We start from the raw sequence: 20,936 nt of genomic DNA, 5'->3' as shown, positions 1-20,936 counted from the left end.
CCCGGCGGTCAGCCATTTCGGCCCCGCACGCCGCTGTCGGCGCGCGGGGCCGAGCTCTGCCCGCTTCCGGGCAACCCCGGCCCTGCACTTCCCCGGGCCCATGCTGCATGCTGTGGCCTACGACCCGCACAAACGGTCCCGCACCACGGTCTCAGGCATGGAGCTGCGCATGACTACCACCTTCCCGGACGTCACCATCAGCACGGACCGGCTGGTGCTGCGCCCCTTCGAGGAAGAGGACGTCACCGCGCTCACCGAGATGATGAACGACGAGGGCGTCACCGCCTGGACCTCGGTACCGCACCCCTACACCCGGGCCGACGCCCGGGCCTGGGCCACCCGCCTCTCGCACGCCGAGCGCACCGAGGGCCGCGGGATCGTCTTCGCCGTCACCGAGTTCCTCACCCAGCGCCTCGTCGGCATCGTCCACCTCCAGAACACCGACTGGCGCACCCGCGCCACCGAGGTCGGATACGTCACCGCCCCCTGGGCCCGCGGCGAGGGCTACGCCAGCGAATCCGTACTCGCCGTGACCCGCTGGCTCTTCCGCCACCAGGGCTTCGAACGCCTCGAACTGCGCACCCCCGCCGACAACACCGCCTCCCAGCAGGTGGCCCAGAAGATCGGCTGCATCAGCGAGGGGGTCCTGCGCAACGCCTGGATAGTGCGCACCCAGTCGGCCGACGGCAGCTGGACCGACACCCGCACCGACCTCATCGTCTGGAGCCTCGTCCCCGAAGACCTCGACGACGCGGACGACTACGACGACTACGACGGTTATGACGGCTATGACGGGTACGACGCCTACTCCGTCGACCGGGCCGACGGCGCCGACCGGGAACTGACCCGATGACCAGGTAGTCTCACCGTGCCCGACCCCCTCGACGAAGCTTCGCCCTCCCCCCGGTCACCCACCCGGGGCCCCTCCCACACAGGAGACTGACGACGATGGCCGACCGGGTCACGGTGATCGGCTGGGACGGCTCCTCCCTGACCGCGGCCGCCCGGTCCGCGCTCTCCGCCGCGACCCTGGTGGCCGGCGCCGCCCACCACCTCGCACTCCCCGAGGTCCCGCCCGCCGCGGAGCGCATCCGCCTCGGCAGCCTCGGCCTCGCCGCCCGCCGCATCGCCGGACACCGCGGCACCGCCGTGGTCTTCGCCGACGGCGACCCCGGCTTCTTCGGCGTCGTACGCACCCTGCGCGCCCCGGAGCACGGCCTGGAGGTCGAGGTCGTCCCGGCCGTCTCCTCCGTCGCCGCCGCCTTCGCGCGCGCCGGCATGCCCTGGGACGACGCCCAGGTCGTCGTCGCCCACCCCCGCACCCTGCGCCGCGCCGTCAACGTCATCCGCGCCCACGGCAAGGTCGCCGTCCTCACCTCGCCCGGCGCCGGCCCCGCCGAACTCGCCCTGCTCCTCGACGGGGTCCACCGCACGTTCGTCATCTGCGAGGAACTGGGCACCGACCGGGAGCAGGTGAGCGTCCTCACCTCCGACAAGGCCGCCGACCACACCTGGCGCGACCCGAACGTCGTCATCGTCATCGGCGGCGGTGGCACCGGAGGGGCCCTGGCCGCCGCACCCGGCTGGCTGCTCGGCCAGAGCCCGGACCGGCTCCGCTCCGGCGACCGCGGCTGGGCCCGCCCCCAGGCGGACACCGGGGAAGGGGAGTCCGCACAGCTCCGGGCGGCGCAGCTCGCCCGCCTCGGCCCGCGCACCGGCGACCTCGTCTGGGACATCGGAGCGGGCTCCGGCGCCGTCGCCGTGGACGCCGCGGTACTCGGCGCGGCCGTCATCGCCGTCGACGCCGACCCGCAGGCCTGCGCACGGGTAACTGCCGCGGCCCGCACGCGCGGAGTACAGCTCCAGGTCGTCACCGGGCGCGCGCCCCACGTACTGGAGAACCTGCCCGAGCCCGACGTCGTACGCGTGGGCGGCGGGGGAGCCGCGGTCGTCGCGGCCGTCGCCGACCGCCGCCCCGAACGGATCGTCAGCCACGCCTCCACCCGCGACGAGGCCGAGGCCATCGGCCGGGCCCTCACCGAACACGGGTACGCCGTCGAGTGCGCACTGCTCCAGTCCGTGGGCCTGGACACCCGCACCTGGACCGAACAGGAGCGCTCCGTCGTGTTCCTACTGGCCGCCGAGCGCCCCAGGACCCGATGAGGGCAGGGCCGGGGTAGGCTGGCCGATCGTCGTACTGCCCCGGACGTTTCGGGCATCGCGGCACCGGACGACGCGCGACGTGGCGCAGTCCACAGTGGACCGCGGCGGTTATGGCCGCCGCGGTGGCGAACGGGCGCGACAATGCTTAGTGGTTGTCGCGCAGGCGCACGTGCGGCAAGGGCGCCGCAGGGCAACCCCGCACGGGACATCCGTTGGGGCGGCCTCGTGGGCGACCGGGCGATCGAAGAGGCAAAACCGATGGGCGAGGGGTACGCATGACTGACACCGGCCAGGTCCCGGGCGAGGGTCACCCGGACAACGCGGGCATGGTGGATCAGCAGGGCATCCCCGCTCCGGTCCAGCTCCCGCCGCCGCTTCCCGCCGGCTACGCCTTCCAGGACCTCGTGGACGACCCGGCCGGGCCGGAGGACGAGGAACTGCTGCTGATGCCCAGCGGCCAGGGCGCCTGGAGCGACCCGCAGGTGGTCCCGCCGGCCCCCGCCTTCCCCGTCGAGCCCCCTCTCTACGCGGACGCGCCGTACGGCGCCGAGCCCTCGTACCAGGAGGCCCCGGTCTACAACGAGCCGGCCGCCTACCCCGAGTTCCCGTCCTACGGTGCGGGCGCCCACGAGACCGGCGGCCGCGACTCCGGTGCGCTCGACCTCGGCGGGCTCGTCGCCCCCTCCCCGTCCCCGTCCCCGTCCCCGGACGCGGTCCGCGAGTACCCCCACCCCCAGCCCGCCACCCCGCTGCAGGCCGCCGCCCCGGCCGCTCCGGTCCGGCGTCCGCTGCACATGGGCCCGCCCGTGCCCGAGGCCACCGGCGGAGTCGTACGGTCCCTCGCGGACCGGGGTCCCGCCGCGGCGCCCGCCCCGCTGCGCCGCTCGGGCCCGCCGACCACGGGCCCGGAGTACCTCGACGTCCCGGCGGCCCCCGCGCCGCAGCCGGGCGACATCCCGCCGCAGGCCGGCGCCCCCTGGACCCCGGCCCCGGTGGCCGTCGAGGTCCCCGCGGCGGCCGCCGGGCCCGAGGCCCTGCCCGAACCCGAGCCCCAGCCGCAGCCCGAGCCGGCCGCCGCGATCGCGCCGGAGCCGGTCGTGGCGGCGGCGCCCGAGCCCGCCGTCGTGCCCGAGCCCGTCGTGGCCGTCGTGCCCGAGCCCGCAGTGGCGGCTGCGCCCGAGCCCGTCGTGGCGCACGCGCCGGAGCCCGAGCCGGTCGCCGGGCCGGAGCCCGAGCCGGCCCTGGCGGCCGTGCCCGCGCCGGAGGCAGCGCCCGCGCCGGAGGCCGTGCCCGCGCCCGTCGCCGAACCGGAGCCCGTCCCGGCCCCCGTCCTGGCCGAGGCCGTCGCTCCGGAGCCCCAGCCCGAGCCGGAGTTCGTACCGGTGGCCGCCCCCGCAGAAACGGCGGCCCTGGCTCCGGAGCACGCCCAGCCCCTCGCCGAGCAGGAGCCCGCCCCGGCCGTCCAGCCCGAGCCGGCCGCCGCCGAGCCCGTCGTGCTCGTGACGCCCGCGCCCGTACCGGCCCAGTCCGAGCCGCTGCCCGCGGAGCCGCTGCCCGCGGCCGCCGAGCCCGCCCCGGCGGAGCCCGTCGTAGCCGCCCCGGCCGAGCCCGCGCCCGTCCCGGAGCCCGTTCACGCGCAGGCCCTGCCGGTGGAGGCCGGGCCGGCGCAGGCCGAGCCGTCGGCGCCCGAGGCCGAAGCCGAGCCCGAGGCGCAGCCCGAGCCGCTGCCCGCCGAGCCCGCCACGGGCGACCCCGCTCCCGCCTACGACGACGCCGAGCGCGAGGCCGTCCTGCGCGTCATGCGCGAGCGCCGTGACATCCGCAAGGGGTTCCGGACCGACCCGATCCCGCACGAGGTGCTGCTCCGCGTCCTGGAGGCGGCCCACACCGCGCCCAGCGTCGGCCACTCCCAGCCCTGGGACTTCGTCGTCATCCGCTCCGCGGAAACCCGCCGGACGATGCACGAGCTCGCCCAGCGCCAGCGCGAGGCCTACGCGAACTCGCTGCCCAAGGCCCGGGCGAAGCAGTTCAAGGAACTCAAGATCGAGGCCATCCTCGACACCCCGGTGAACATCGTCGTCACCGCCGACCCCACCCGCGGCGGCCGCCACACCCTCGGCCGGCACACCCAGCCGCAGATGGCCCCGTACTCCTCGGCCCTCGCCGTCGAGAACCTCTGGCTCGCCGCGCGCGCCGAAGGCCTCGGGGTCGGCTGGGTCAGCTTCTTCGACGAGCGCGAGATGGTCCGCGCGCTCGGCCTGCCGGAGCACCTGGAGGTCGTCGCCTACCTGTGCGTCGGCTACGTCGACGAGTTCCCCGAGGAGCCCGAGCTCGCACAGGCCGGCTGGTCCCAGCGCCGCCCGCTGTCCTGGGTCGTCCACGAGGAGACGTACGGGCGCCGCGCGCTGCCCGGCGAAGAGCCGCACGACCTGCTCTCCGAGACCGTCGCGAGCATCCGCCCGCTCGACGCGAAGGCGCTCGGCGAGGCGTGGGAGCGGCAGAAGCGCATGACCAAGCCCGCCGGGGCCCTGGGCATGCTCGAAATCATCTCGGCCCAGCTCAGCGGCCTCTCCCGGGTCTGCCCGCCGCCGATCCCGGAGCCGGCCGCGGTCGCGATCTTCGCCGGTGACCACGGCGTGCACGCCCAGGGCGTCACCCCGTGGCCCCAGGAGGTCACCACGCAGATGGTCGCCAACTTCCTGGGCGGCGGGGCGGTCTGCAACGCCTTCGCCAACCAGGTCGGCGCCGAGGTCTGCGTGATCGACGTGGGCGTCGCGGGCGACCTGCCCGCCACCCCCGGCCTGCTCCCGCGCAAGGTCCGCCCGGGCACGGCCGACCTCTCCGTCGGCCCGGCGATGACCCGCGAGGAAGCCGTCGCGGCCATCGAGGTCGGCATCGAGACCGCCCGCGACCTGGTCGCGGCGGGCAACAAGGCCCTGCTCACCGGCGAGATGGGCATCGCGAACACCACGGTCTCCGCCGCGCTGATCTCGGTCTTCACCGGGGTCGACCCGGCCGAGGTGACCGGCCGCGGCACGGGCATCAACGACGAGACGCACGCCCGCAAGGTCGACGTCGTACGCCGCGCCCTCGACCTCCACCAGCCCGACCCGGCGGACCCGATCGGCGTCCTGGCGGCCATCGGCGGCCTGGAGCACGCGGCGATCGTCGGCCTCCTGCTCGGCGGAGCCTCCCTGCGCACGCCGGTCATCCTGGACGGCGTGAGCGCGGGCGCGGCCGCCCTGGTGGCCCGGGCCATCGCCCCCGAGGCCCTCTCCGCCTGCATCGCGGGCCACCGCAGCGCCGAGCCCGGCCACGTGGCGGCCCTGAACAAGCTCGGCCTGCGCCCCCTGGTCGACCTCGACCTCCGCCTCGGTGAGGGCACGGGCGCCCTGCTGGCCCTCCCCCTGGTCCAGAGCGCGGCCCGCGCGATGCACGAGGTCGCCACGTTCGACTCCGCGGGAGTCACGGAAAAGTAGCCCCGGCGGGGCTGTGGGGGTGCGGCGCCGTTGCCGGGGGCGCCGCCCCTCGGACCCCCGGCTCCTCGACCGCCGGAGAGGCTGGATCTGCCGCTGCGCGGCACCCCGGTAGCCCGGGCGCAGCCCGCCCCGCGCCCCCGCCCCCGCCGGGTCGTATGGTGGACCCGCACCAAGAAAGCCGCACGTCAGCACCCCGCACACGCACACCGCCGCTCCAAAGCCGCAGCGGCAGGACAGACCCACCGCCGCACCAGGAGCCGCACCGCCATGGCTGAACACCCCGCGTACCCCGTCGGCCTGAGACTCGCCAGCCGCCGCGTCGTCGTCATCGGCGGGGGCCAGGTCGCCCAGCGCCGCCTCCCCGCGCTCATCGCGGCCGGCGCCGAGATCGTCCTGATCTCGCCGTCCGCCACGCCCTCCGTGGACGCCATGGCAGAGACCGGCGAGATCCGCTGGGAGCGCCGGCGCTACGAGGACGGCGACCTCGCCGCGGCCTGGTACGCACTCATCGCCACCCGGGACCGCGAGGCCAACGACCGCGCCTCCGCCGAAGCCGAGCGCGAGCGGATCTGGTGCGTCCGCGCGGACGACGCCGAGGCCGCCACCGCCTGGACCCCGGCCACCGGCCGCGTGGAGGGCGTCACCGTCGCCGTGCTCAGCGGCAACGACCCGCGCCGCTCCGCGGCCGTCCGCGACGCGGTCGTCGAAGGGCTGCGCGACGGCTCCCTCACCGCGGCCCGCCCGCACACCCCGGGTGTCTCCCTCGTCGGCGGCGGACCGGGCGACCCCGACCTGATCACCGTGCGCGGCCGCCGCCTCCTCGCCGAGGCGGACGTCGTCATCGCCGACCGGCTCGGCCCCCGCGACCTGCTCGACGAGCTCCCCCCGCACGTCGAGGTCATCGACGCCGCGAAGATCCCGTACGGCCGGTACATGGCCCAGGAGGCCATCAACAACGCCCTGATCGAGCACGCCAAGGCCGGCAAGGCCGTGGTCCGGCTCAAGGGCGGGGACCCGTACGTCTTCGGCCGCGGCATGGAGGAGCTCCAGGCGCTCGCCGAGGCCGGTATCACCTGCACCGTCGTCCCCGGCATCTCCAGCTCCATCTCCGTGCCGGGCGCCGTCGGCATCCCGGTCACCCACCGGGGAGTGGCCCACGAGTTCACCGTGGTCAGCGGCCACGTCGGCCCCGACGACCCGCGTTCCCTGGTGGACTGGGCCTCCCTCGCCAAGCTCACCGGCACCCTCGTCGTCCTGATGGGCGTCGACAAGATCGGCTCGATCGCCGAGGCCCTCGTCCGGCACGGAAAGCCCGCCGGGACCCCGGTGGCCGTGGTCCAGGAGGGCACCACCGCCGCGCAGCGCCGGGTGGACGCCACCCTCGCCACCGTCGGGGAGACGGTCCGCGCCGAAGAGGTCCGCCCGCCCGCCGTCATCGTCATCGGAGAGGTCGTCACCGTCCTCGACCCCGGCGCCCGCCCCGGCACCGGCGCCTGACAGGCCGTTGGCACCGCACCCAGGACAAGGCAGTATCACCCTGTGGCTGATCTCATCACCGTCGAGGACCCCGACGACCCGCGCCTGCGCGACTACACGGGCCTGACCGACGTCGAACTCCGGCGCAGGCGCGAGCCCGCGGAAGGCCTTTTCATCGCCGAGGGCGAGAAGGTCATCAGACGTGCCAAGGACGCCGGGTACGAGATGCGCTCGATGCTGCTCTCCGCCAAGTGGGTCGACGTCATGCGCGACGTCATCGACGAACTCCCGGCACCGGTCTACGCCGTCAGCCCGGAGCTCGCCGAACGCGTCACCGGCTACCACGTGCACCGCGGCGCCCTCGCCTCCATGCAGCGCAAGCCGCTGCCGACGGCCGAGGAACTCCTCACCACCACCCGCCGCGTCGTCATCATGGAAGCGGTCAACGACCACACCAACATCGGGGCCATCTTCCGCAGCGCCGCCGCCCTCGGCATGGACGCGGTCCTGCTGTCGCCCGACTGCGCGGACCCGCTCTACCGCCGCTCGGTGAAGGTCTCCATGGGCGCGGTGTTCTCCGTCCCGTACGCCCGCCTGGACGTCTGGCCCAAGGGCCTGGACTCGGTCCGCGGGGCCGGCTTCAAGCTGCTGGCCCTCACCCCGCACCAGAAGGCCTCGCCCATCGACGTGGCCGCGCCCCAGTCCCTGGACCGGGTCGCGCTGATGCTCGGCGCCGAAGGGGACGGCCTGTCCACGCAGGCGCTGGTCGCCGCCGACGAATGGGTGCGCATCCCCATGGCGCACGGCGTGGACTCGCTGAACGTGGGTGCCGCCGCCGCGGTGGCCTTCTACGCCGTGGCCCAGGGCCGCGACGGCGCGTAGCCGCACCCCGGGCCCTGCGGGCCCGGGGCCTTCGTCAGAACTTCTGGGCCGCCGCGATGCCCAGGGCCACGATCAGCGTGACCACGACGAACACGATCAGCCGCTGGCGCATCAGCTTCGGGTCCGGCCGCGAAGGACGCCGGCCCGTCCCCGTCGTGCGGGGAGCCGGCCGGCCGCCCGTACGCCCCGCGGTCGGCCGGGAGGACGGGCCGCCCGGGGTGCGCGGGTTGCGGGGGGACGAGGGACGCGACTGCGGTCCGCCCTGCGGCCGGGGCGCGGTCGAGCCGCCGGTACGGCGCTCCGTGCGCTGGTCGGCGTACTCCTCGGCGAGCCGGCCGGTCGGCCGCTCCACGCGGGCGCGCTGCGCCGGTGGACGCCCGTCGGACAGGCCCTGCGCCTCACGGGCCGCGATCTCCTTGAGCCGCATCGACAGCTGGAGCGTGCTGGGCCGCTCCTCGGGGTCCTTCGCCAGGCAGGCCCGAACCAGCGGGGCGAGCGCGTCCGGGACCCCGACGAGGTGCGGCTCCTCGTGCACCACCCGGTACAGCATGACCTCGGAACTGCCGTGCCCGAAGGGCGAGTCCGCCGTCGCCGCGTAGGCGAGGGTGGCGCCGAGGGAGAAGACGTCCGTGGCGGGGGTGACGGCGGCGCCGCGCACCTGTTCGGGCGCGAGGAAGCCGGGGGAGCCGACGGCCGTGCCCACGTGGGTCAGGGTGCTCGCCCCGGTGGCCCAGGCGATCCCGAAGTCGATGATCCGCGGGCCCTTGGGGGAGAGGAGGATGTTCGAGGGCTTGAGGTCGCGGTGGACCACGCCCGCCTCGTGCACGGCGACCAGGCCCTCGGAGAGCGCGGCACCGATGGCGGCGATCTGCGCGGCCGTCAGGGGGCCCTCCTCGGCCACCTTGTCGTGCAGGGAGGGGCCGGGGACGTACTGGGTGGCGAACCACGGCCGCTCGGCCTCCAGGTCCGCCGCCACCAGGCGGGCGGTGCAGCCGCCCCGGATGCGGCGGGCGGCGGACACCTCGCGCGCGAACCGGGAGCGGAACTCCTGGTCCTCGGCGAGATCCGGCCGGATGACCTTGAGCGCGACGCGCTGCCCGCGCCGGTCCGACCCCAGATAGACCACGCCCATGCCGCCGGCGCCGAGCCGTCGGTGCAGTCTGAACGAGCCGACGACACGCGGGTCCTCGCGCCGGAGCCGCATCATCGCCATGTCCACCCCGCTGACCGGTCGTCCTGTTGACGTGGCACAGCTTACGGACCATCCGGCATGTGCGCTCAGAGGCCGCGCCCTCGCCGGGGGATTCGATTGTCAGTGCGCAGCAGCACACTTGAGGGGCCCTCAAGGATTCGCGCCGGTCGGAGCCCCGGGGCGGCCGGGCGGATCAATCCGGGCCGTGGGCAAGGGGGTTGGGCGATCATGGAGCTCCGGGCCCGGTCCGTCCGCGTCCGTACGGCGCGCACCCGCGAGCCGGTCGTGCCGGTGCCTCACCGGCGGACGCGCATCAACAGGGAGTGACGGAAGTGAGCGAAGTCACCACCCTGCGCTGACCCCCTCCGGGAAGACCCCGACGCCGGGGGAGCGGTCTCCACCCAGGGGAGTACACCGACCTGTCCCCGTCATCCTCCCGGAGGCCCGGGAATGGGTACGAGGGCATGAGGCCGGGAACCCTCCGCGCGCCTAGTGTTGAAGACAAGCGGCGGGTGGCGCACTCGTCCCCCGAGGTCAAAAGCCCGCCGCTGTCAACGACAGGGAGAGGACCATGGCGGACATCGCACGGCAGGGACGCAAGGCATTCGCGTTCAACGGCCATGAGTCCGGTACGCGGCACCCGTTGGTGGCCGCCGCGATGGTGCTCCCCCTGGCCGCCCTCCTGCTCTTCCTCTTCGGAGGCTTCGACCAGGTGGCGGCACAGGCGTCGTCCGTGGGCGCGATGCTGGGGCGCTGAGCGGCGCCACAGCCCGGGAGAGCGGCCCGGGAATCGGCCTGTCACACCCCGTGGGGACGGGGGCGTGGCGACGGACGGCAGGTGAAGGGTGCTGCCCGTACGACTGGGGAGTCGGACGGGCAGCACCCTTTTTCGCGCGTCCCGGCCCCTCCACCCCTCCGTCCCCCACCCCTCCGTCCCCGACCGCCGTACGCTCCCTCTCGGAAGCGGCGGCACACCGACGGCGAGGAGGCCTGGTCCCCCTGGAGCGACGAACCGGCCGGCACACGGGCGGCCCCGCACTGCCCGCCGCCCTCGCGGCCTGGGCCTCGGACGGCCGCCGCCGCGCGTACGAACTGCTCGCCGACCGGCACGACGGGACCGTGGTGCGCTGCGGGGCCGCGGTGGCCAAGGCGCACGCCGAGGACGCCGACCGGGAGGCCCTCGCCGTACGGCTGGGGATCGCCGGGCATCCGGCCCTCACCGGGGTGCTGCTGCCGCCCCTGCGCCCCGGTACCGGATCCGTGCACGGCAGGCCCGCCTCCCTCTGGCCCTACGGTGCTCCGGTCGATCCGGAGCGGCCCGCGGACGCGCCCTGGGAGGAGGCCGGCCGGCTGCTGGCCGCCCTGCACCGGACCCCGCCCGACGGGCTCCCGGGGCCGGTCCCGCCGATGCGCGGACCGGCCAAGCTCGCCCGCGCGCTGGACCGCCTGGCGCGGGCGGAGCCCCTGGGGACCGAGGCCGCGGCCACGCGCGCCGTACGGGCCGCCGCCCGGTCCCTGCCCGCCTGGGTCCGCGGAGAGGCGCCGCCGCCGCCCGGCGGGGCCCTGTGCCACGGGGACCTGCACCTGGGGCAGTTGGTGCGGCATCCCGCCCCGGCGGGCGCCTGGCTGCTCATCGACGTGGACGACCTCGGTCTCGGCACGCCCGCCTGGGACCTGGCCCGCCCGGCCGCCTGGTACGCCGCCGGGCTGCTCGACACCGCGACCTGGCTGCGCTTCCTCGACGCCTACCGGTCCGCCGGCGGCCCGGCCGCCGGCCCGCCAGGCAGCGACCCCTGGCCGGAACTCGACCTCGCCGCCCGGGCGCTCACCGTGCAGACGGCGGCCCTGGCCCTGGCCAAAGCGGCGGAAACCGGCCGCCGACTCGACGACGAGGAGCGGCTGATGACGGACGCCTGCGCCCGAATCGCCGTCCTCCCGGCCGACTTGGACTCCGAGCCTCCGCCGTAGGGTGAACATCCCGCCATCGGGCATGCATCCGATGGCGACGTCCACGGCGAGGAGTTGATCGGTCCATGCAGTGCCCGAAGTGTCACGCCATGATGCACACCTACAACCGCAACGGTGTCCAGATAGAGCAGTGCAGCGGATGCCGCGGCATCTTCCTCGACTACGGCGAGCTGGAGGCGCTGACCCGCCTGGAGTCCCAGTACACCGCCCAGCAGTACGGCCAGGTCCCGCCGCCCGCCGCACCCCCGGCCCCCTACCCGGCCCCGCACGCGGCACCGGCCCCGGCCTGGGGCGCCCCGCAGCACGGCGGACACGGCCACGGCCATCACGGCCACCGCAAGGGCGGCTTCGGCCGGATGCTCTTCTCCTCCTGAAGCCGGGCAACGCGGAAGCCCCGGCCGTCGAGACGGCCGGGGCTTCCGGATGGTGCGCGATACTGGGATTGAACCAGTGACCTCTTCCGTGTCAGGGAAGCGCTCTCCCGCTGAGCTAATCGCGCGGGAACGGCATGGAGCCGCAGGTGGAACACGTACTGCGTGCGCGATACTGGGATTGAACCAGTGACCTCTTCCGTGTCAGGGAAGCGCTCTCCCGCTGAGCTAATCGCGCGGGGATCCTTGCGGATCAGTGGACGATACTGGGATTGAACCAGTGACCTCTTCCGTGTCAGGGAAGCGCTCTCCCGCTGAGCTAATCGTCCTTGGAGGTGGAGACGGGATTTGAACCCGTGTAGACGGCTTTGCAGGCCGTTGCCTCGCCTCTCGGCCACTCCACCATGGAGCTGCGGGGGTCCTCGGGAAGAAAGCCCCCACTTCGAGCGGACGACGAGACTCGAACTCGCGACATCCACCTTGGCAAGGTGGTGCTCTACCAACTGAGCTACGTCCGCAGGTCACCGTGTTCGCTCCGGGGTTTGGGCCCCTTCGCTCCCTGGCGACGTGTTGAACTCTAGCGGATTCCCGGGCCAGCTCAAAAACGCGTTTCCGCAGCGTGCTGCCGCTCGATCACCGGCGGTCACCCCGCCGTCACCTCACCGGCGCCGTCGCGTCACCGGTCATAGACTCGCAGCCGTGCACGACCTGCCTCCCATGGCCCGCTTCGGCGGCCTCCTCGCGACCGACCTCCGGGACGTGACCAGCGATCCCGCCGCCCTGGACTCCGCCGGCTTCTGGGCGGTGACCGCCGACTTCGAAGGCCGGCTCGTCTGCGCGCGCTTCGGAGACATACGCCCCGACCCCGTCCCCACGCCGCGACCCGGCGCCTGGCGGGGCCCCGAAGCCGGCCAGTGGTCCAGCTCGCTCGACCGCGCCGCGTACGTCGCCGGCGTCCGCCGCATCCGCGAGTACATCGCGGCCGGCGAGGTCTACCAGGCCAACCTCTGCCGCGTGATGTCCGCGCCGCTGCCCGACCCGGCCGGTGCGGACGTCGACGCCCTCACCGCGCTGCTCGCCCGCGGCAACCCCGCCCCCTACGCAGGAACGATTCGGCTGCCCGCCCACGGCGTGGAGATCGCGACCGCCTCCCCGGAGCTCTTCGTGCGCCGCACCGGCCGCCGCATCGAATCGGGCCCCATCAAGGGCACCGGCCGCACCGTCGACGACCTGCTCCCCAAGGACCACGCCGAGAACGTGATGATCGTCGACCTGGTCCGCAACGACCTGGGCCGCGTCTGCGCCACCGGATCCGTCACCGTCCCCGAGCTGTGCGCCGTGGAGGAGCACCCGGGCCTGGTCCACCTCGTCTCCACGGTGAGCGGTGAGCTCGCCGACGGCGCCGGCTGGCCCCAGCTCCTCTCCGCCGCCTTCCCGCCCGGCTCCGTCACCGGGGCGCCCAAGTCCTCCGCCCTGCGGATCATCGAGGAACTGGAGACCGTCCCGCGCGGCCCGTACTGCGGGGGCATCGGCTGGGTCGACGCCGACCGGGGCACCGCCGAGCTCGCCGTCGGCATCCGGACCTTCTGGATCGACCGGGCGGCCCCCGGCGGCCCCCGCCTGCTGTTCGGCACCGGCGCAGGCATCACCTGGGGCTCCGACCCCGACCGGGAGTGGGCGGAGACCGAACTCAAGGCCGCCCGCCTGCTGCGGGTAGCGTCAGGTGCGTACCAGGCAGGACGAACGGGATGAACAGGATCGACGGGACTTCGAGAGGGGTCGTGCGGTGAGAATCTGGCTCGACGGAGCGCTGCGGGACGTGGACGACGCGAAGGTGTCGGTCTTCGACCACGGGCTGACCGTGGGTGACGGCGTGTTCGAGACCCTCAAGGCCGAGGGCGGCCGGGCCTTCGCGCTCACCCGCCACCTCGAGCGGCTGACCCGCTCGGCGCGCGGTCTCGGCCTCCCGGATCCCGACCTCGACGAGGTGCGCCGTGCCTGCGCGGCCGTACTGGAAGCCAACCCGATGCCCCTCGCGCGCCTGCGGGTGACCTACACCGGCGGCCTCTCCCCGCTCGGCTCGGACCGCGGGAACGCCGCGCCCACCCTGGTCGCCGCCGTCGCGGAATCCGTCCGGCGGCCGGACACCACCGCCGTCCTGCGGGTGGACTGGGTCCGCAACGAGCGATCCGCCGTGGCCGGCCTGAAGACCACCTCGTACGCCGAGAACGTCGTCGCCCTGGCCGCCGCCCACCGGGCCGGCGCGTCCGAGGCGCTCCTCGCCAACACCGTGGGGCGGCTGTGCGAGGGCACCGGCTCCAACGTCTTCGTCGTACTCGACGGGGAACTGCACACCCCGCCGCTGTCCTCAGGCTGCCTGGCGGGCATCACGCGCGCCCTGGTCGTCGAGTGGGCCGGGGCCAAGGAGACCGACCTGCCCTTCGAGGTCCTCGAACAGGCCGAGGAGGTCTTCCTGACCTCCTCGCTGCGCGACGTCCAGTCGGTGCTGCGGGTGGACGGCCGGGAGCTCGGATCCGCCCCCGGCCCGGTCACCGCCGAGGCCGTGCGGATCTTCGACGCGAAGGCCGGGGCGGACCTCGATCCGTGAACCCGGTGTACGCGCGGCCGCCGGGCAGGTACAACACGAGGTGATGACCACCACCCTGCGGCCCGCGCAGCCGCTCCAGCAGCACAGTGACGGAACCCGCTCGCGGACGTACGCGGTGCGGGTCAACAGCCGGCACGTCGGCAGCCTCGAGCTCGCCACCCGCTCCGGCGCACAGCCGGAGGTCGGGGTGATCCGGGGCCTGTGGATCGACGAGCCGGACCGCGGGCGCGGTCGGGGCACGGTGGCCGCGCTCGCCGCCGAGGAGGTGCTGCGCTCCTGGCGCTGTACGAGCATCGCCGTCTCGGTGCCGGCCGACGCGGCGCGCGCCCTGCGGCTGGCGACGGCCCTCGGCTACCAGGTGACCGGCCGGATCATGGCCAAGGACCTGCCGGAAGGGCCGCCCGCCCTCCCGGCGGGCAGTACCGGCCGCCCGATGACGGAGGCCGAGTTCGCGGCCTGGCTCGAGCCCGGCATCGTGGAGTACGGCCGTCGCCTCGTCGCTCCGGGCATGACCGAGGAGCAGGGCCTGGCCGCCTCCCGCGCCGAGCACGCCCGGATGCTGCCGTCCGGGCGGGAGACGCCCGGTACGACGTTCCTCGTCCTGGAGGCCGCCGGCGCCGCCGTGGGCACCCTGTGGGTGGGCGAGCGCGACCTGCCCGGCCTCGGCGGGGTCGTCCCGTACGTCTACGACGTGGAGGTCGACGCGGGGCACCGCGGGCGGGGGCACGGCCGCACCCTCATGCGGCTGGCCGAGCACACGGCGCTGGCCGCCGGCTCCGGCACCCTGGCCCTGCACGTCGTCGAGGACAACACCCCGGCCCGGCGGCTCTACGCATCGCTCGGCTACCGGGACATCGCCGTCAACGCGATCAAGCCCCTCGTCTGACGCGGGTCGGGAAGCCGGAGCCCGGGGAGCCCGGGCAGGCCGAGGTGGTCAGGAGGCTGCGAGCAGCCGGTCCGCGATCTCCTCGATGCGGGCGCGCAGGCCCTCCTGGCTCTTGCCGCCGTCCAGGCGCTCGCCGCCGATCACGTACGTCGGGGTGCCGGTGACACCGATCGCCTTGCCCTCGGCCTGGTCGGCGTCGACGATCAGGATGTGCCGCCCGTCGATCAGGGCGGTGTCGAACTCCTCGGTGTCCAGACCGAGTTCACGCGCCACGTCCAGCAGGACCGGCTCGCCGCGCTCGCCCAGCTCCGCGCTGCGCGCCAGTACGGCCTCCGCGTACGGCCAGCCCTTGCCCTGCTCCACGGCCTCCTCGGCGGCCTGCGCCGCGGCGAAGGCGTGCTTGTGCTTCTCCAGGGGGAAGTGGCGCAGCCGGATGTCCAGCCGGTCGCCGTAGCGGGCCCGCAGGGCGCGCACGTCGTCCAGTGCGCTGTGGCAGTCCGAACACTGGAGTTCGCACCAGACGTCGAGGATCACGGAATCGGTCATGTGCACAGTCTCCCAGCCCCCGCGCACCCCGCTCGACCCGGCGGTGCACCCCCTGGGGAGGAGGGCCGACCCGGAGATGACCCCGAGATCCGTCCGGAGGAGGCCGCGGACCTGGCCCGTACCACCGCGGGCGGGGCAGGATGGATAGGGACAGACCGCCCACACCTGGAGGACCGCATGCTCGCCGAGACCATTTGTTCCGCGGTGTCCGCGGCGGGCCTGGGCATCGCCGCGATCACCGCCTACCGCAGGCGCTTCCTGGCCGCCGCGCGGATCGCGGCGTACGCGCTGGTGCCGGTCGGGCTCGTGCTGACCGGTGTCGTGGAGTGGGTGTCCGGAATGGTGTTCAAGCCGACCGTCTGGGCCGGCTTCGGGCTGCTGGGGCTGGCCTGGCTGCTCTTCATGACCACCCGCGCGGTCGAGCGCCGCAGGCTCGGCGGCGCGGAGAAGCCGGCCAAGGCCGCCAAGGCCGCCAAGGGCGGCCGGGCCCCGGAGGCCGTCGCCCCCGCGGCCTCCGCGCCCTCGCTCGGCTCCGGTGCCCGCCCGCAGCCCACCGCGCGCAAGAACCCGCAGGCCGCCGCCCCGGCGGACGACTTCTCCGACATCGAGGCGATCCTCAAGAAGCACGGGATCTGACCGGCCGGACCGGGCCGGAACCGCCGAGGTCCACGAGATCGGGCGAACTCCCGCGCGGAAAATGGCGTGTTGAAGGACGGAAGGCGGCGTGCTGCGCCATCATCGCCCCGACATGCTCGAAACATCACAGAGTGAGCCCTCGGTGCCCTCACCGGCACCCGCCCCTGTCGCCGACGAGCCGCGAGGATGCCTCTTCGCGCTCTCCCAGCCGCCCTTGATGATCTTTCTAGGCGTGATCGGCGTCTTGCTGCTGCTGGCCGCCGTGCACGATCTCTTCCTGCTCTGAGTGCCCCGCGCCGGCCTCCTTGCGCCGCGCCCGGTACGCCGCCACGTGCAGCCGGTTCCCGCAGGTCCGGCTGTCGCAGTAGCGCCGCGAGCGGTTGCGGGACAGGTCCACGAAGGCGCGCCGGCAGTCCGGGGCCTCGCAGCGGCGCAGCCGTTCCTGCTCCCCGGAGACCACGATGAAGGCCAGCGCCATGCCGCCGTCGGCCGCGAGGTGGTCGCCCACCGAGGCGCCCGGCGCGAAGTAGTGCACGTGCCAGTCGTAGCCGTCGTGGTCCGTGAGCTGCGGGGTGGTGCCGGCCGTCGCCACCAGCTCGTTGATCAGCACGGACGCCGCACGGGCGTTCGGTGAGGCGAAGACCTGGGCGAACTTTCCGCGGACCGTGCGGACCCCGGCCAGATCGCGGGCGCCGAGCTCGCCGACGTCGCTGATCGAGTACTCGTGGACGAAGCCGCGCAGCGCGCCGATGTCCGAGAGCCCGTCGGGCTGGTCCGGCTCGGCCGCGGTGTTCACCAGCGCGACGACGACGTCGAGCGCGCGACGGGTGTCGTGGGGGATCTGCACGGGGTCTCCCTCAAGGGCCGGGCCTGCGGCGACGGGCTGCTGCCGCCGCTGGTGGCCGACTCTAGCGGGTACGCGCTCGGGGGCGTCTTGAACGCACACCGGCGCCGGCCCCGCGGATGGGTCCCGCGTGGACGGCGCCGGCCTTGCGTATGTGGTTGTCCGGCACGCACCGTCGCCCCGAGTCGGACGGTGTCGCGCGGCGGTGGGCCTGGCTCAGCTTTCGGCCAGGATGTGGGAGAGCTCCTTGTCGAGGTCGAAGTGCCGGTGCTCGGTCCCCGGCGGGACCGCGGCGTCCGTCCGCTTGAGGAACGACTCGAGTGCTCGTGCTGGTGCTTCGAGCAGCGCTTCTCCCTCCGGTGAGCTCAGGGCGATGCAGACGACGCCCTGACCGTGGCTGCGGGACGGCCAGACGCGGACGTCGCCGGTACCGGTGGGCCGGTGCAGGCCCTCTGCGAGGAGGTCGCGGGCGAATACCCATTCGACCGTCTCCTCGGCGCCGGTGTGGAAGGTGGCGTGCACGGCGTAGGGGTCGGCCGTGTCATACCGCAGGCCCGCGGGAACAGGCAGTGAGGACTCGCTCGACACAACGAGGCGCAGGTGCAGCTCGCAGCTGACCGTGGTGTTCATAAGCGCCAGGGCCTTTCGCTCAGTGTGCGCTCGGGGATTCGCACGTCGGCGAAATCGACATGCCACCTACGGTGCCGTTGTAAACCCCTCTGACCGTTTTGCGGACCTCTGGGTCCCTCGTACGGCGGATCCAAACGACCGTTCACGTGTGCTTCCGGCTCCGGTAGATTCGACCCATGAATACGGGGAGTGACCGCGACACCAATGAGTCCGCGAGCAGTGAGCCGGCCGCCGAACACGTGCACGTCTCGAAGGCGCCCGCCTTCATCAAGGCCCGCAAGAGCCTGCACCTGAGCTGGCAGGTCGGCGTCTTCATCGTCGGCCTGGCCGTCATCGGGGCGGGCGTCGCCATGCTCGTCCTGCCCGGGCCGGGCTGGGTCGCGATCTTCGCGGGCCTGGCGATCTGGGCCACCGAGTTCGCGTGGGCGCACCTGGTGCTGCGCTGGACCAAGCGCAAGGTCACCGAGGCTGCCCAGAAGGCGCTCGACCCCAAGGTCCGCCGCCGCAACATCATCCTGACCACCGTGGGCCTCGTGATCGCGGCCGCGCTGATCGGCTTCTACCTGTGGAAGTACGGGCTCGTGCTGCCCTGGGACCTCAAGGACCAGTGACCGCGCGACGGTGGTCATGGAGCACCGCTGACATGCGGTAATGTTTGCGGTGCGTCCGGGCGATTAGCTCAGTGGGAGAGCACTTCGTTCACACCGAAGGGGTCACTGGTTCGAACCCAGTATCGCCCACCCGGACCAGAGGCCCGGAGACTTTCACCGTCTCCGGGCCTCTGGCGTTTCCGCCCCCAGTCGCCCCCCGACGCCCTCCCGGCCGGTTACCCGAGCCGCCCGATCGCGTCCCTCAGGCGGCGGGCGTCGCGCAGCCGCTTCTCGTACGTCGCGCCCACCGCCAGCAGCAGCAGGCCCGCCAGGGCCGGCGCCACCCAGCGCGGGAGGGCACCCGCGAGCTGCACCACGTACGGGGCCAGCTCGTGCAGCGCCACCGCCGCCAGCGCCGCGCCGCCCAGCAGGAGCGGAGCCTGGAGCCGCCGCTGGGCGCCCGCCAGGGTCACCGCCAGCGCGGCGAGCCCCAGCAGCAGCGGGCGCAGCCAGCTCGCGGTCCCCGCCTGGGGGCCGGCCAGGACGGTCAGCAGGCTCGGCAGCAGGGTCGCCGCCAGCCCCGGCCCGTACGCCGTCCACGAGGACGCCGCCAGGTCCCCGCGGCGCCGCAGGAAGCCGAGCACGAGGGCGGGCGCCGTCACCGGCAGCGTGTACGCCTCGGGGGCCGTGACCCCGGCCTCAGCCAGCCGGACCCAGGTCGCGGCCGCGAACAGGGCGCCGGCGGCCCAGCCCAGCGCCCGCCGGTCCGCCCGCACCGCGGCGCCGGAGCAGATCACCCCGGCCAGGGCCAGGGTCAGCGCCAGGGTCCCCGCGCGGCCCGCCGACAGGGCGACCGCCAGGGCGCCGGCCGCTCCCGCCGCGATCTCGGCCGGCACCCGCACGGCGCCGAGCCGCGGCCCGAGCGCCGCCACCGCCGCCGGGACGGCGAGCACCGGGAGCGCCCACCAGACCACCGCCAGATCCGTCAGCGCGGCCGCCGCCGCCACCAGCCCCGTGGCATACCCGACGGCGCACACCGCCGCCCCCGCCCGCAGCGGCCGCGCCGCGGGCGCGTACGCCGCCCCAGCCGCGCAGCCTGCGCCCAGCAGTCCCCAGACCGCGAAGGTGGCCGCGCGGCCGTCCAGCGCCCCCAGGGACACGCTCACGGCCCCGAGCAGCGCGCACCCGGCGGCCGCGAGCGCGACCGCGCGCCCCGGGGTGCGCAGGGCGAGCACGCCCGCCGCGCCCGTCACCACGGCCTGGACGGCGAACACCGCCGCCACCGGCAGGCCGAGCAGCTCCGGAGCCGCGAACAGCCCCGCCCAGGCCAGGACCGCCGCCGCCGGCGCGGCCACCGTCGCCGCCTCCGGCCGCGCCGACACCCGCGACAGCCACCCGGCGGCCCTCGCCGCCACCAGCAGCGTCACCGGCACTGCCGCACCCGGCCAGAAGGGATCCCGGGCCGGGTCCGCCGCCGCCCACACCTCGCCCAGCACCAGGGCCCGGGCCGACAGGAGCGGAGCCACCGCCGCCGCGGCCGCCGCGGCGGCCAGGCCGGCCGCCACCACACCGGCCCCGGCCAGCCCGCGCCGTACCGGCGCCGGCAGGGCGCGGACCCGTACGGCCGCCAGCAGCGGCAGCGCCGCCAGCAGGTGCGCGGGCACCGCCCAGGCGGGATCCAGCGCCGGCCGCGCAGTCCCGCCCAGCGCGACCACGACCGCCAGGCCGCCCGCCAGTGCCGCGGGCCACGCGCGCGGCTCCCGCCACGCCGCCGCCGTGCCCAGCGCCGCAGCCGCGAGCAGCAGCCCCGCCGGGGCCAGCGCGTCGCCGGGCGAAGCCGCCGTCCAGCAGCCGGTCGCGCCGATCAGCAGCGCGCCCGCCCCCAGCACCGCCGCCGGGACGGCCGCCGCCCGGGCCCGCAGCGCGAGGGCCGCGTCCAGCGCGGCCGTCGCCAGCAGCGCCCAGCCGAGCCCGGACGGACCCGCCTGCGCGGCCAGCGCGGCCAGCGGCAGCGGGAACTGCGCCGCAAGCACCGCGGCGGGCAGCGGGATCCGCAGCCCGCGCAGGGCCAGGCCGTACCCGGCCCACACCGCGGCCAGCGCCGCCGCCGCCCCGGCCGCGTACGCCGTGCCGTCCGTGCCCGGCAGCCCGACCGCGTACAGCGCGTACGCGTCCAGCACGGTCAGCAGCAGACCCACCGCCGCCACCGACTCCGCCGTCGAGGCCAGACCGCGGCGCAGCAGCACCGCGGGCGCGGCCAGCGCCGCCGCCGTCACCCCGGCCAGCACCGCCGAGCGCCCGGCGATCCCGAGCGACCCCCAGCTGAGCAGCGTGAAGGCCAGCGCGGCCACGGCCAGGAGCACCGCGCCCAGGGTGAGCAGCACGTTCTGGGCGCCCGGGGCCGAGGCCTCCTGGGGCCGCGCGGGCGCGGCGGGGGTCCGGACGAGAGGGGTCGGCAGCCGCAGCAGCCAGTCCCGGCGGGCCAGCAAGTACAGGCGCCGGGCATCGAGTTGAGCCAGCTCACGGTCGATGAGCACCAGCTCTTCGGCCGGCGGCAGGGGGGTGTTCATGGTTCGCAGTGTGGCGCCCGTCACGCGGCCGGGACATGGGTGTGCGTACTCAGATCCGCGCTGAGTACGCACGGTCCGCCCGGGTCCGCCGGAAG

18 protein-coding genes and 6 tRNA genes are annotated in these 20,936 nt (G+C 75.0%); 14 read left to right on the top strand and 10 right to left on the bottom strand.

All coding sequences use genetic code 11. The annotated features are described in order from the left end of the window. Positions 1-169 precede the first annotated feature (169 nt). The 5 genes from ACTVZO_RS09210 (at position 170) to ACTVZO_RS09190 (ending at position 8,000) form a co-directional block, all read left to right on the top strand. A complete protein-coding gene (locus ACTVZO_RS09210; RefSeq protein WP_443297916.1) occupies positions 170-853 on the top strand; it encodes a GNAT family N-acetyltransferase in 684 nt (227 codons plus the stop codon). Positions 854-948: 95 nt separating this feature from the next. Then, positions 949-2,163 (top strand): precorrin-6y C5,15-methyltransferase (decarboxylating) subunit CbiE, encoded by a 1,215-nt coding sequence (cbiE, locus tag ACTVZO_RS09205; protein WP_443297915.1) that lies wholly within the window; start codon positions 949-951, stop codon positions 2,161-2,163. A 275-nt stretch (positions 2,164-2,438) separates the two neighbouring features. Beyond that, a complete protein-coding gene (cobT, locus tag ACTVZO_RS09200) occupies positions 2,439-5,642 on the top strand; it encodes a nicotinate-nucleotide--dimethylbenzimidazole phosphoribosyltransferase (RefSeq protein WP_443297914.1) in 3,204 nt (1,067 codons plus the stop codon). Positions 5,643-5,909: 267 nt separating this feature from the next. Then, positions 5,910-7,139 (top strand): uroporphyrinogen-III C-methyltransferase, encoded by a 1,230-nt coding sequence (gene cobA / locus ACTVZO_RS09195; RefSeq protein WP_443297913.1) that lies wholly within the window; start codon positions 5,910-5,912, stop codon positions 7,137-7,139. 42 nt (positions 7,140-7,181) lie between these two features. Beyond that, a complete protein-coding gene (locus tag ACTVZO_RS09190) occupies positions 7,182-8,000 on the top strand; it encodes a TrmH family RNA methyltransferase (protein WP_443297912.1) in 819 nt (272 codons plus the stop codon). Positions 8,001-8,034: 34 nt separating this feature from the next. On the opposite strand, the gene ACTVZO_RS09185 is transcribed toward ACTVZO_RS09190, so the two are convergent. Next, a complete protein-coding gene (locus tag ACTVZO_RS09185) occupies positions 8,035-9,213 on the bottom strand; it encodes a serine/threonine-protein kinase (RefSeq protein WP_443297911.1) in 1,179 nt (392 codons plus the stop codon). A 550-nt stretch (positions 9,214-9,763) separates the two neighbouring features. On the opposite strand from ACTVZO_RS09185, the gene ACTVZO_RS09180 reads away from it, so the two are divergent. The 3 genes from ACTVZO_RS09180 to ACTVZO_RS09170 all read left to right on the top strand — a co-directional run bounded on the left by ACTVZO_RS09180 (position 9,764) and on the right by ACTVZO_RS09170 (position 11,534). Further along, positions 9,764-9,949, top strand: coding sequence for a hypothetical protein (locus ACTVZO_RS09180; protein ID WP_361760868.1), 186 nt, complete (start codon positions 9,764-9,766; stop codon positions 9,947-9,949). Positions 9,950-10,230: 281 nt separating this feature from the next. Continuing rightward, on the top strand, positions 10,231-11,160 hold the full coding sequence (locus tag ACTVZO_RS09175; RefSeq protein WP_443303092.1) for a phosphotransferase family protein: 930 nt from the start codon (positions 10,231-10,233) through the stop codon (positions 11,158-11,160). Positions 11,161-11,225: 65 nt separating this feature from the next. Next, positions 11,226-11,534 (top strand): TFIIB-type zinc ribbon-containing protein, encoded by a 309-nt coding sequence (locus ACTVZO_RS09170; protein ID WP_384220929.1) that lies wholly within the window; start codon positions 11,226-11,228, stop codon positions 11,532-11,534. A 50-nt stretch (positions 11,535-11,584) separates the two neighbouring features. Here the strand turns inward: ACTVZO_RS09170 and ACTVZO_RS09165 are convergent. The 5 genes from ACTVZO_RS09165 to ACTVZO_RS09145 form a co-directional block, all read right to left on the bottom strand. Next, positions 11,585-11,659: transfer RNA gene (locus ACTVZO_RS09165), tRNA-Val, on the bottom strand. 38 nt (positions 11,660-11,697) lie between these two features. Beyond that, positions 11,698-11,769, bottom strand: a tRNA-Val gene (locus ACTVZO_RS09160). Positions 11,770-11,788: 19 nt separating this feature from the next. Next, positions 11,789-11,860, bottom strand: a tRNA-Val gene (locus ACTVZO_RS09155). Between the two features lies 1 nt (position 11,861). Continuing rightward, a tRNA-Cys gene (locus tag ACTVZO_RS09150) sits at positions 11,862-11,935 on the bottom strand. A 41-nt stretch (positions 11,936-11,976) separates the two neighbouring features. Further along, a tRNA-Gly gene (locus ACTVZO_RS09145) sits at positions 11,977-12,049 on the bottom strand. A 181-nt stretch (positions 12,050-12,230) separates the two neighbouring features. On the opposite strand from ACTVZO_RS09145, the gene ACTVZO_RS09140 reads away from it, so the two are divergent. From ACTVZO_RS09140 to ACTVZO_RS09130, 3 genes are read left to right on the top strand one after another with little or no spacing between them, the layout of a single operon-like run. Further along, entirely contained in the window at positions 12,231-13,283 is a 1,053-nt protein-coding gene (locus ACTVZO_RS09140) for a chorismate-binding protein (RefSeq protein WP_443297910.1), read from the top strand. 34 nt (positions 13,284-13,317) lie between these two features. Continuing rightward, on the top strand, positions 13,318-14,139 hold the full coding sequence (locus ACTVZO_RS09135) for an aminotransferase class IV (RefSeq protein WP_443297909.1): 822 nt from the start codon (positions 13,318-13,320) through the stop codon (positions 14,137-14,139). Between the two features lie 43 nt (positions 14,140-14,182). Then, positions 14,183-15,025: a GNAT family N-acetyltransferase gene (locus ACTVZO_RS09130; protein WP_443297908.1), complete on the top strand. Its 843-nt coding sequence runs from the start codon at positions 14,183-14,185 to the stop codon at positions 15,023-15,025. Positions 15,026-15,073: 48 nt separating this feature from the next. Here the strand turns inward: ACTVZO_RS09130 and ACTVZO_RS09125 are convergent, their stop codons facing one another. After that, a complete protein-coding gene (locus ACTVZO_RS09125) occupies positions 15,074-15,571 on the bottom strand; it encodes a DsbA family protein (protein ID WP_443297907.1) in 498 nt (165 codons plus the stop codon). 177 nt (positions 15,572-15,748) lie between these two features. Between ACTVZO_RS09125 and ACTVZO_RS09120 the strand changes: the two genes are divergently transcribed. Beyond that, positions 15,749-16,207 (top strand): hypothetical protein, encoded by a 459-nt coding sequence (locus tag ACTVZO_RS09120; protein WP_443297906.1) that lies wholly within the window; start codon positions 15,749-15,751, stop codon positions 16,205-16,207. A 226-nt stretch (positions 16,208-16,433) separates the two neighbouring features. Here the strand turns inward: ACTVZO_RS09120 and ACTVZO_RS09115 are convergent, their stop codons facing one another. Beyond that, positions 16,434-17,054 carry a CGNR zinc finger domain-containing protein gene (locus tag ACTVZO_RS09115; RefSeq protein WP_443297905.1) on the bottom strand — a complete coding sequence of 207 codons (621 nt, stop codon included), beginning with the start codon at positions 17,052-17,054 and terminating at the stop codon, positions 16,434-16,436. A 213-nt stretch (positions 17,055-17,267) separates the two neighbouring features. Continuing rightward, the gene (locus tag ACTVZO_RS09110; protein ID WP_030011909.1) at positions 17,268-17,681 is read right to left on the bottom strand and encodes an SsgA family sporulation/cell division regulator; all 414 of its coding nucleotides are present in this window, start codon (positions 17,679-17,681) and stop codon (positions 17,268-17,270) included. A 176-nt stretch (positions 17,682-17,857) separates the two neighbouring features. Here ACTVZO_RS09110 and ACTVZO_RS09105 point away from each other — a divergent pair, with 176 nt between their 5' ends. Beyond that, positions 17,858-18,292: a TIGR02611 family protein gene (locus ACTVZO_RS09105; RefSeq protein WP_443297904.1), complete on the top strand. Its 435-nt coding sequence runs from the start codon at positions 17,858-17,860 to the stop codon at positions 18,290-18,292. Between the two features lie 57 nt (positions 18,293-18,349). Next, positions 18,350-18,421, top strand: a tRNA-Val gene (locus tag ACTVZO_RS09100). Positions 18,422-18,507: 86 nt separating this feature from the next. On the opposite strand, the gene ACTVZO_RS09095 is transcribed toward ACTVZO_RS09100, so the two are convergent. Next, a complete protein-coding gene (locus ACTVZO_RS09095; RefSeq protein WP_443297903.1) occupies positions 18,508-20,841 on the bottom strand; it encodes an SCO7613 C-terminal domain-containing membrane protein in 2,334 nt (777 codons plus the stop codon). Between the last annotated feature and the right edge of the window lie 95 nt (positions 20,842-20,936).

It is taken from the genome of Streptomyces sp. IBSNAI002 (assembly GCF_052244475.1).
Taxonomy (GTDB): Bacteria; Actinomycetota; Actinomycetes; order Streptomycetales; family Streptomycetaceae; genus Streptomyces.
This window is presented reverse-complemented; position numbering and strand designations above follow the sequence as displayed.

What these genes read in the sequence shown, in the direction of transcription:
- ACTVZO_RS09210 (WP_443297916.1), top strand. Translation starts at nt 170, where the DNA reads ATGACTACCACCTTCCCGGACGTCACCATCAGCACGGACCGGCTGGTG.
- cbiE (WP_443297915.1), top strand. Translation starts at nt 949, where the DNA reads ATGGCCGACCGGGTCACGGTGATCGGCTGGGACGGCTCCTCCCTGACC.
- cobT (WP_443297914.1), top strand. Translation starts at nt 2,439, where the DNA reads ATGACTGACACCGGCCAGGTCCCGGGCGAGGGTCACCCGGACAACGCG.
- cobA (WP_443297913.1), top strand. Translation starts at nt 5,910, where the DNA reads ATGGCTGAACACCCCGCGTACCCCGTCGGCCTGAGACTCGCCAGCCGC.
- ACTVZO_RS09185 (WP_443297911.1), bottom strand. Translation starts at nt 9,213, where the DNA reads ATGGCGATGATGCGGCTCCGGCGCGAGGACCCGCGTGTCGTCGGCTCG.
- ACTVZO_RS09180 (WP_361760868.1), top strand. Translation starts at nt 9,764, where the DNA reads ATGGCGGACATCGCACGGCAGGGACGCAAGGCATTCGCGTTCAACGGC.
- ACTVZO_RS09170 (WP_384220929.1), top strand. Translation starts at nt 11,226, where the DNA reads ATGCAGTGCCCGAAGTGTCACGCCATGATGCACACCTACAACCGCAAC.
- ACTVZO_RS09130 (WP_443297908.1), top strand. Translation starts at nt 14,183, where the DNA reads ATGACCACCACCCTGCGGCCCGCGCAGCCGCTCCAGCAGCACAGTGAC.
- ACTVZO_RS09125 (WP_443297907.1), bottom strand. Translation starts at nt 15,571, where the DNA reads ATGACCGATTCCGTGATCCTCGACGTCTGGTGCGAACTCCAGTGTTCG.
- ACTVZO_RS09120 (WP_443297906.1), top strand. Translation starts at nt 15,749, where the DNA reads ATGCTCGCCGAGACCATTTGTTCCGCGGTGTCCGCGGCGGGCCTGGGC.
- ACTVZO_RS09110 (WP_030011909.1), bottom strand. Translation starts at nt 17,681, where the DNA reads ATGAACACCACGGTCAGCTGCGAGCTGCACCTGCGCCTCGTTGTGTCG.
- ACTVZO_RS09105 (WP_443297904.1), top strand. Translation starts at nt 17,858, where the DNA reads ATGAATACGGGGAGTGACCGCGACACCAATGAGTCCGCGAGCAGTGAG.
- ACTVZO_RS09095 (WP_443297903.1), bottom strand. Translation starts at nt 20,841, where the DNA reads ATGAACACCCCCCTGCCGCCGGCCGAAGAGCTGGTGCTCATCGACCGT.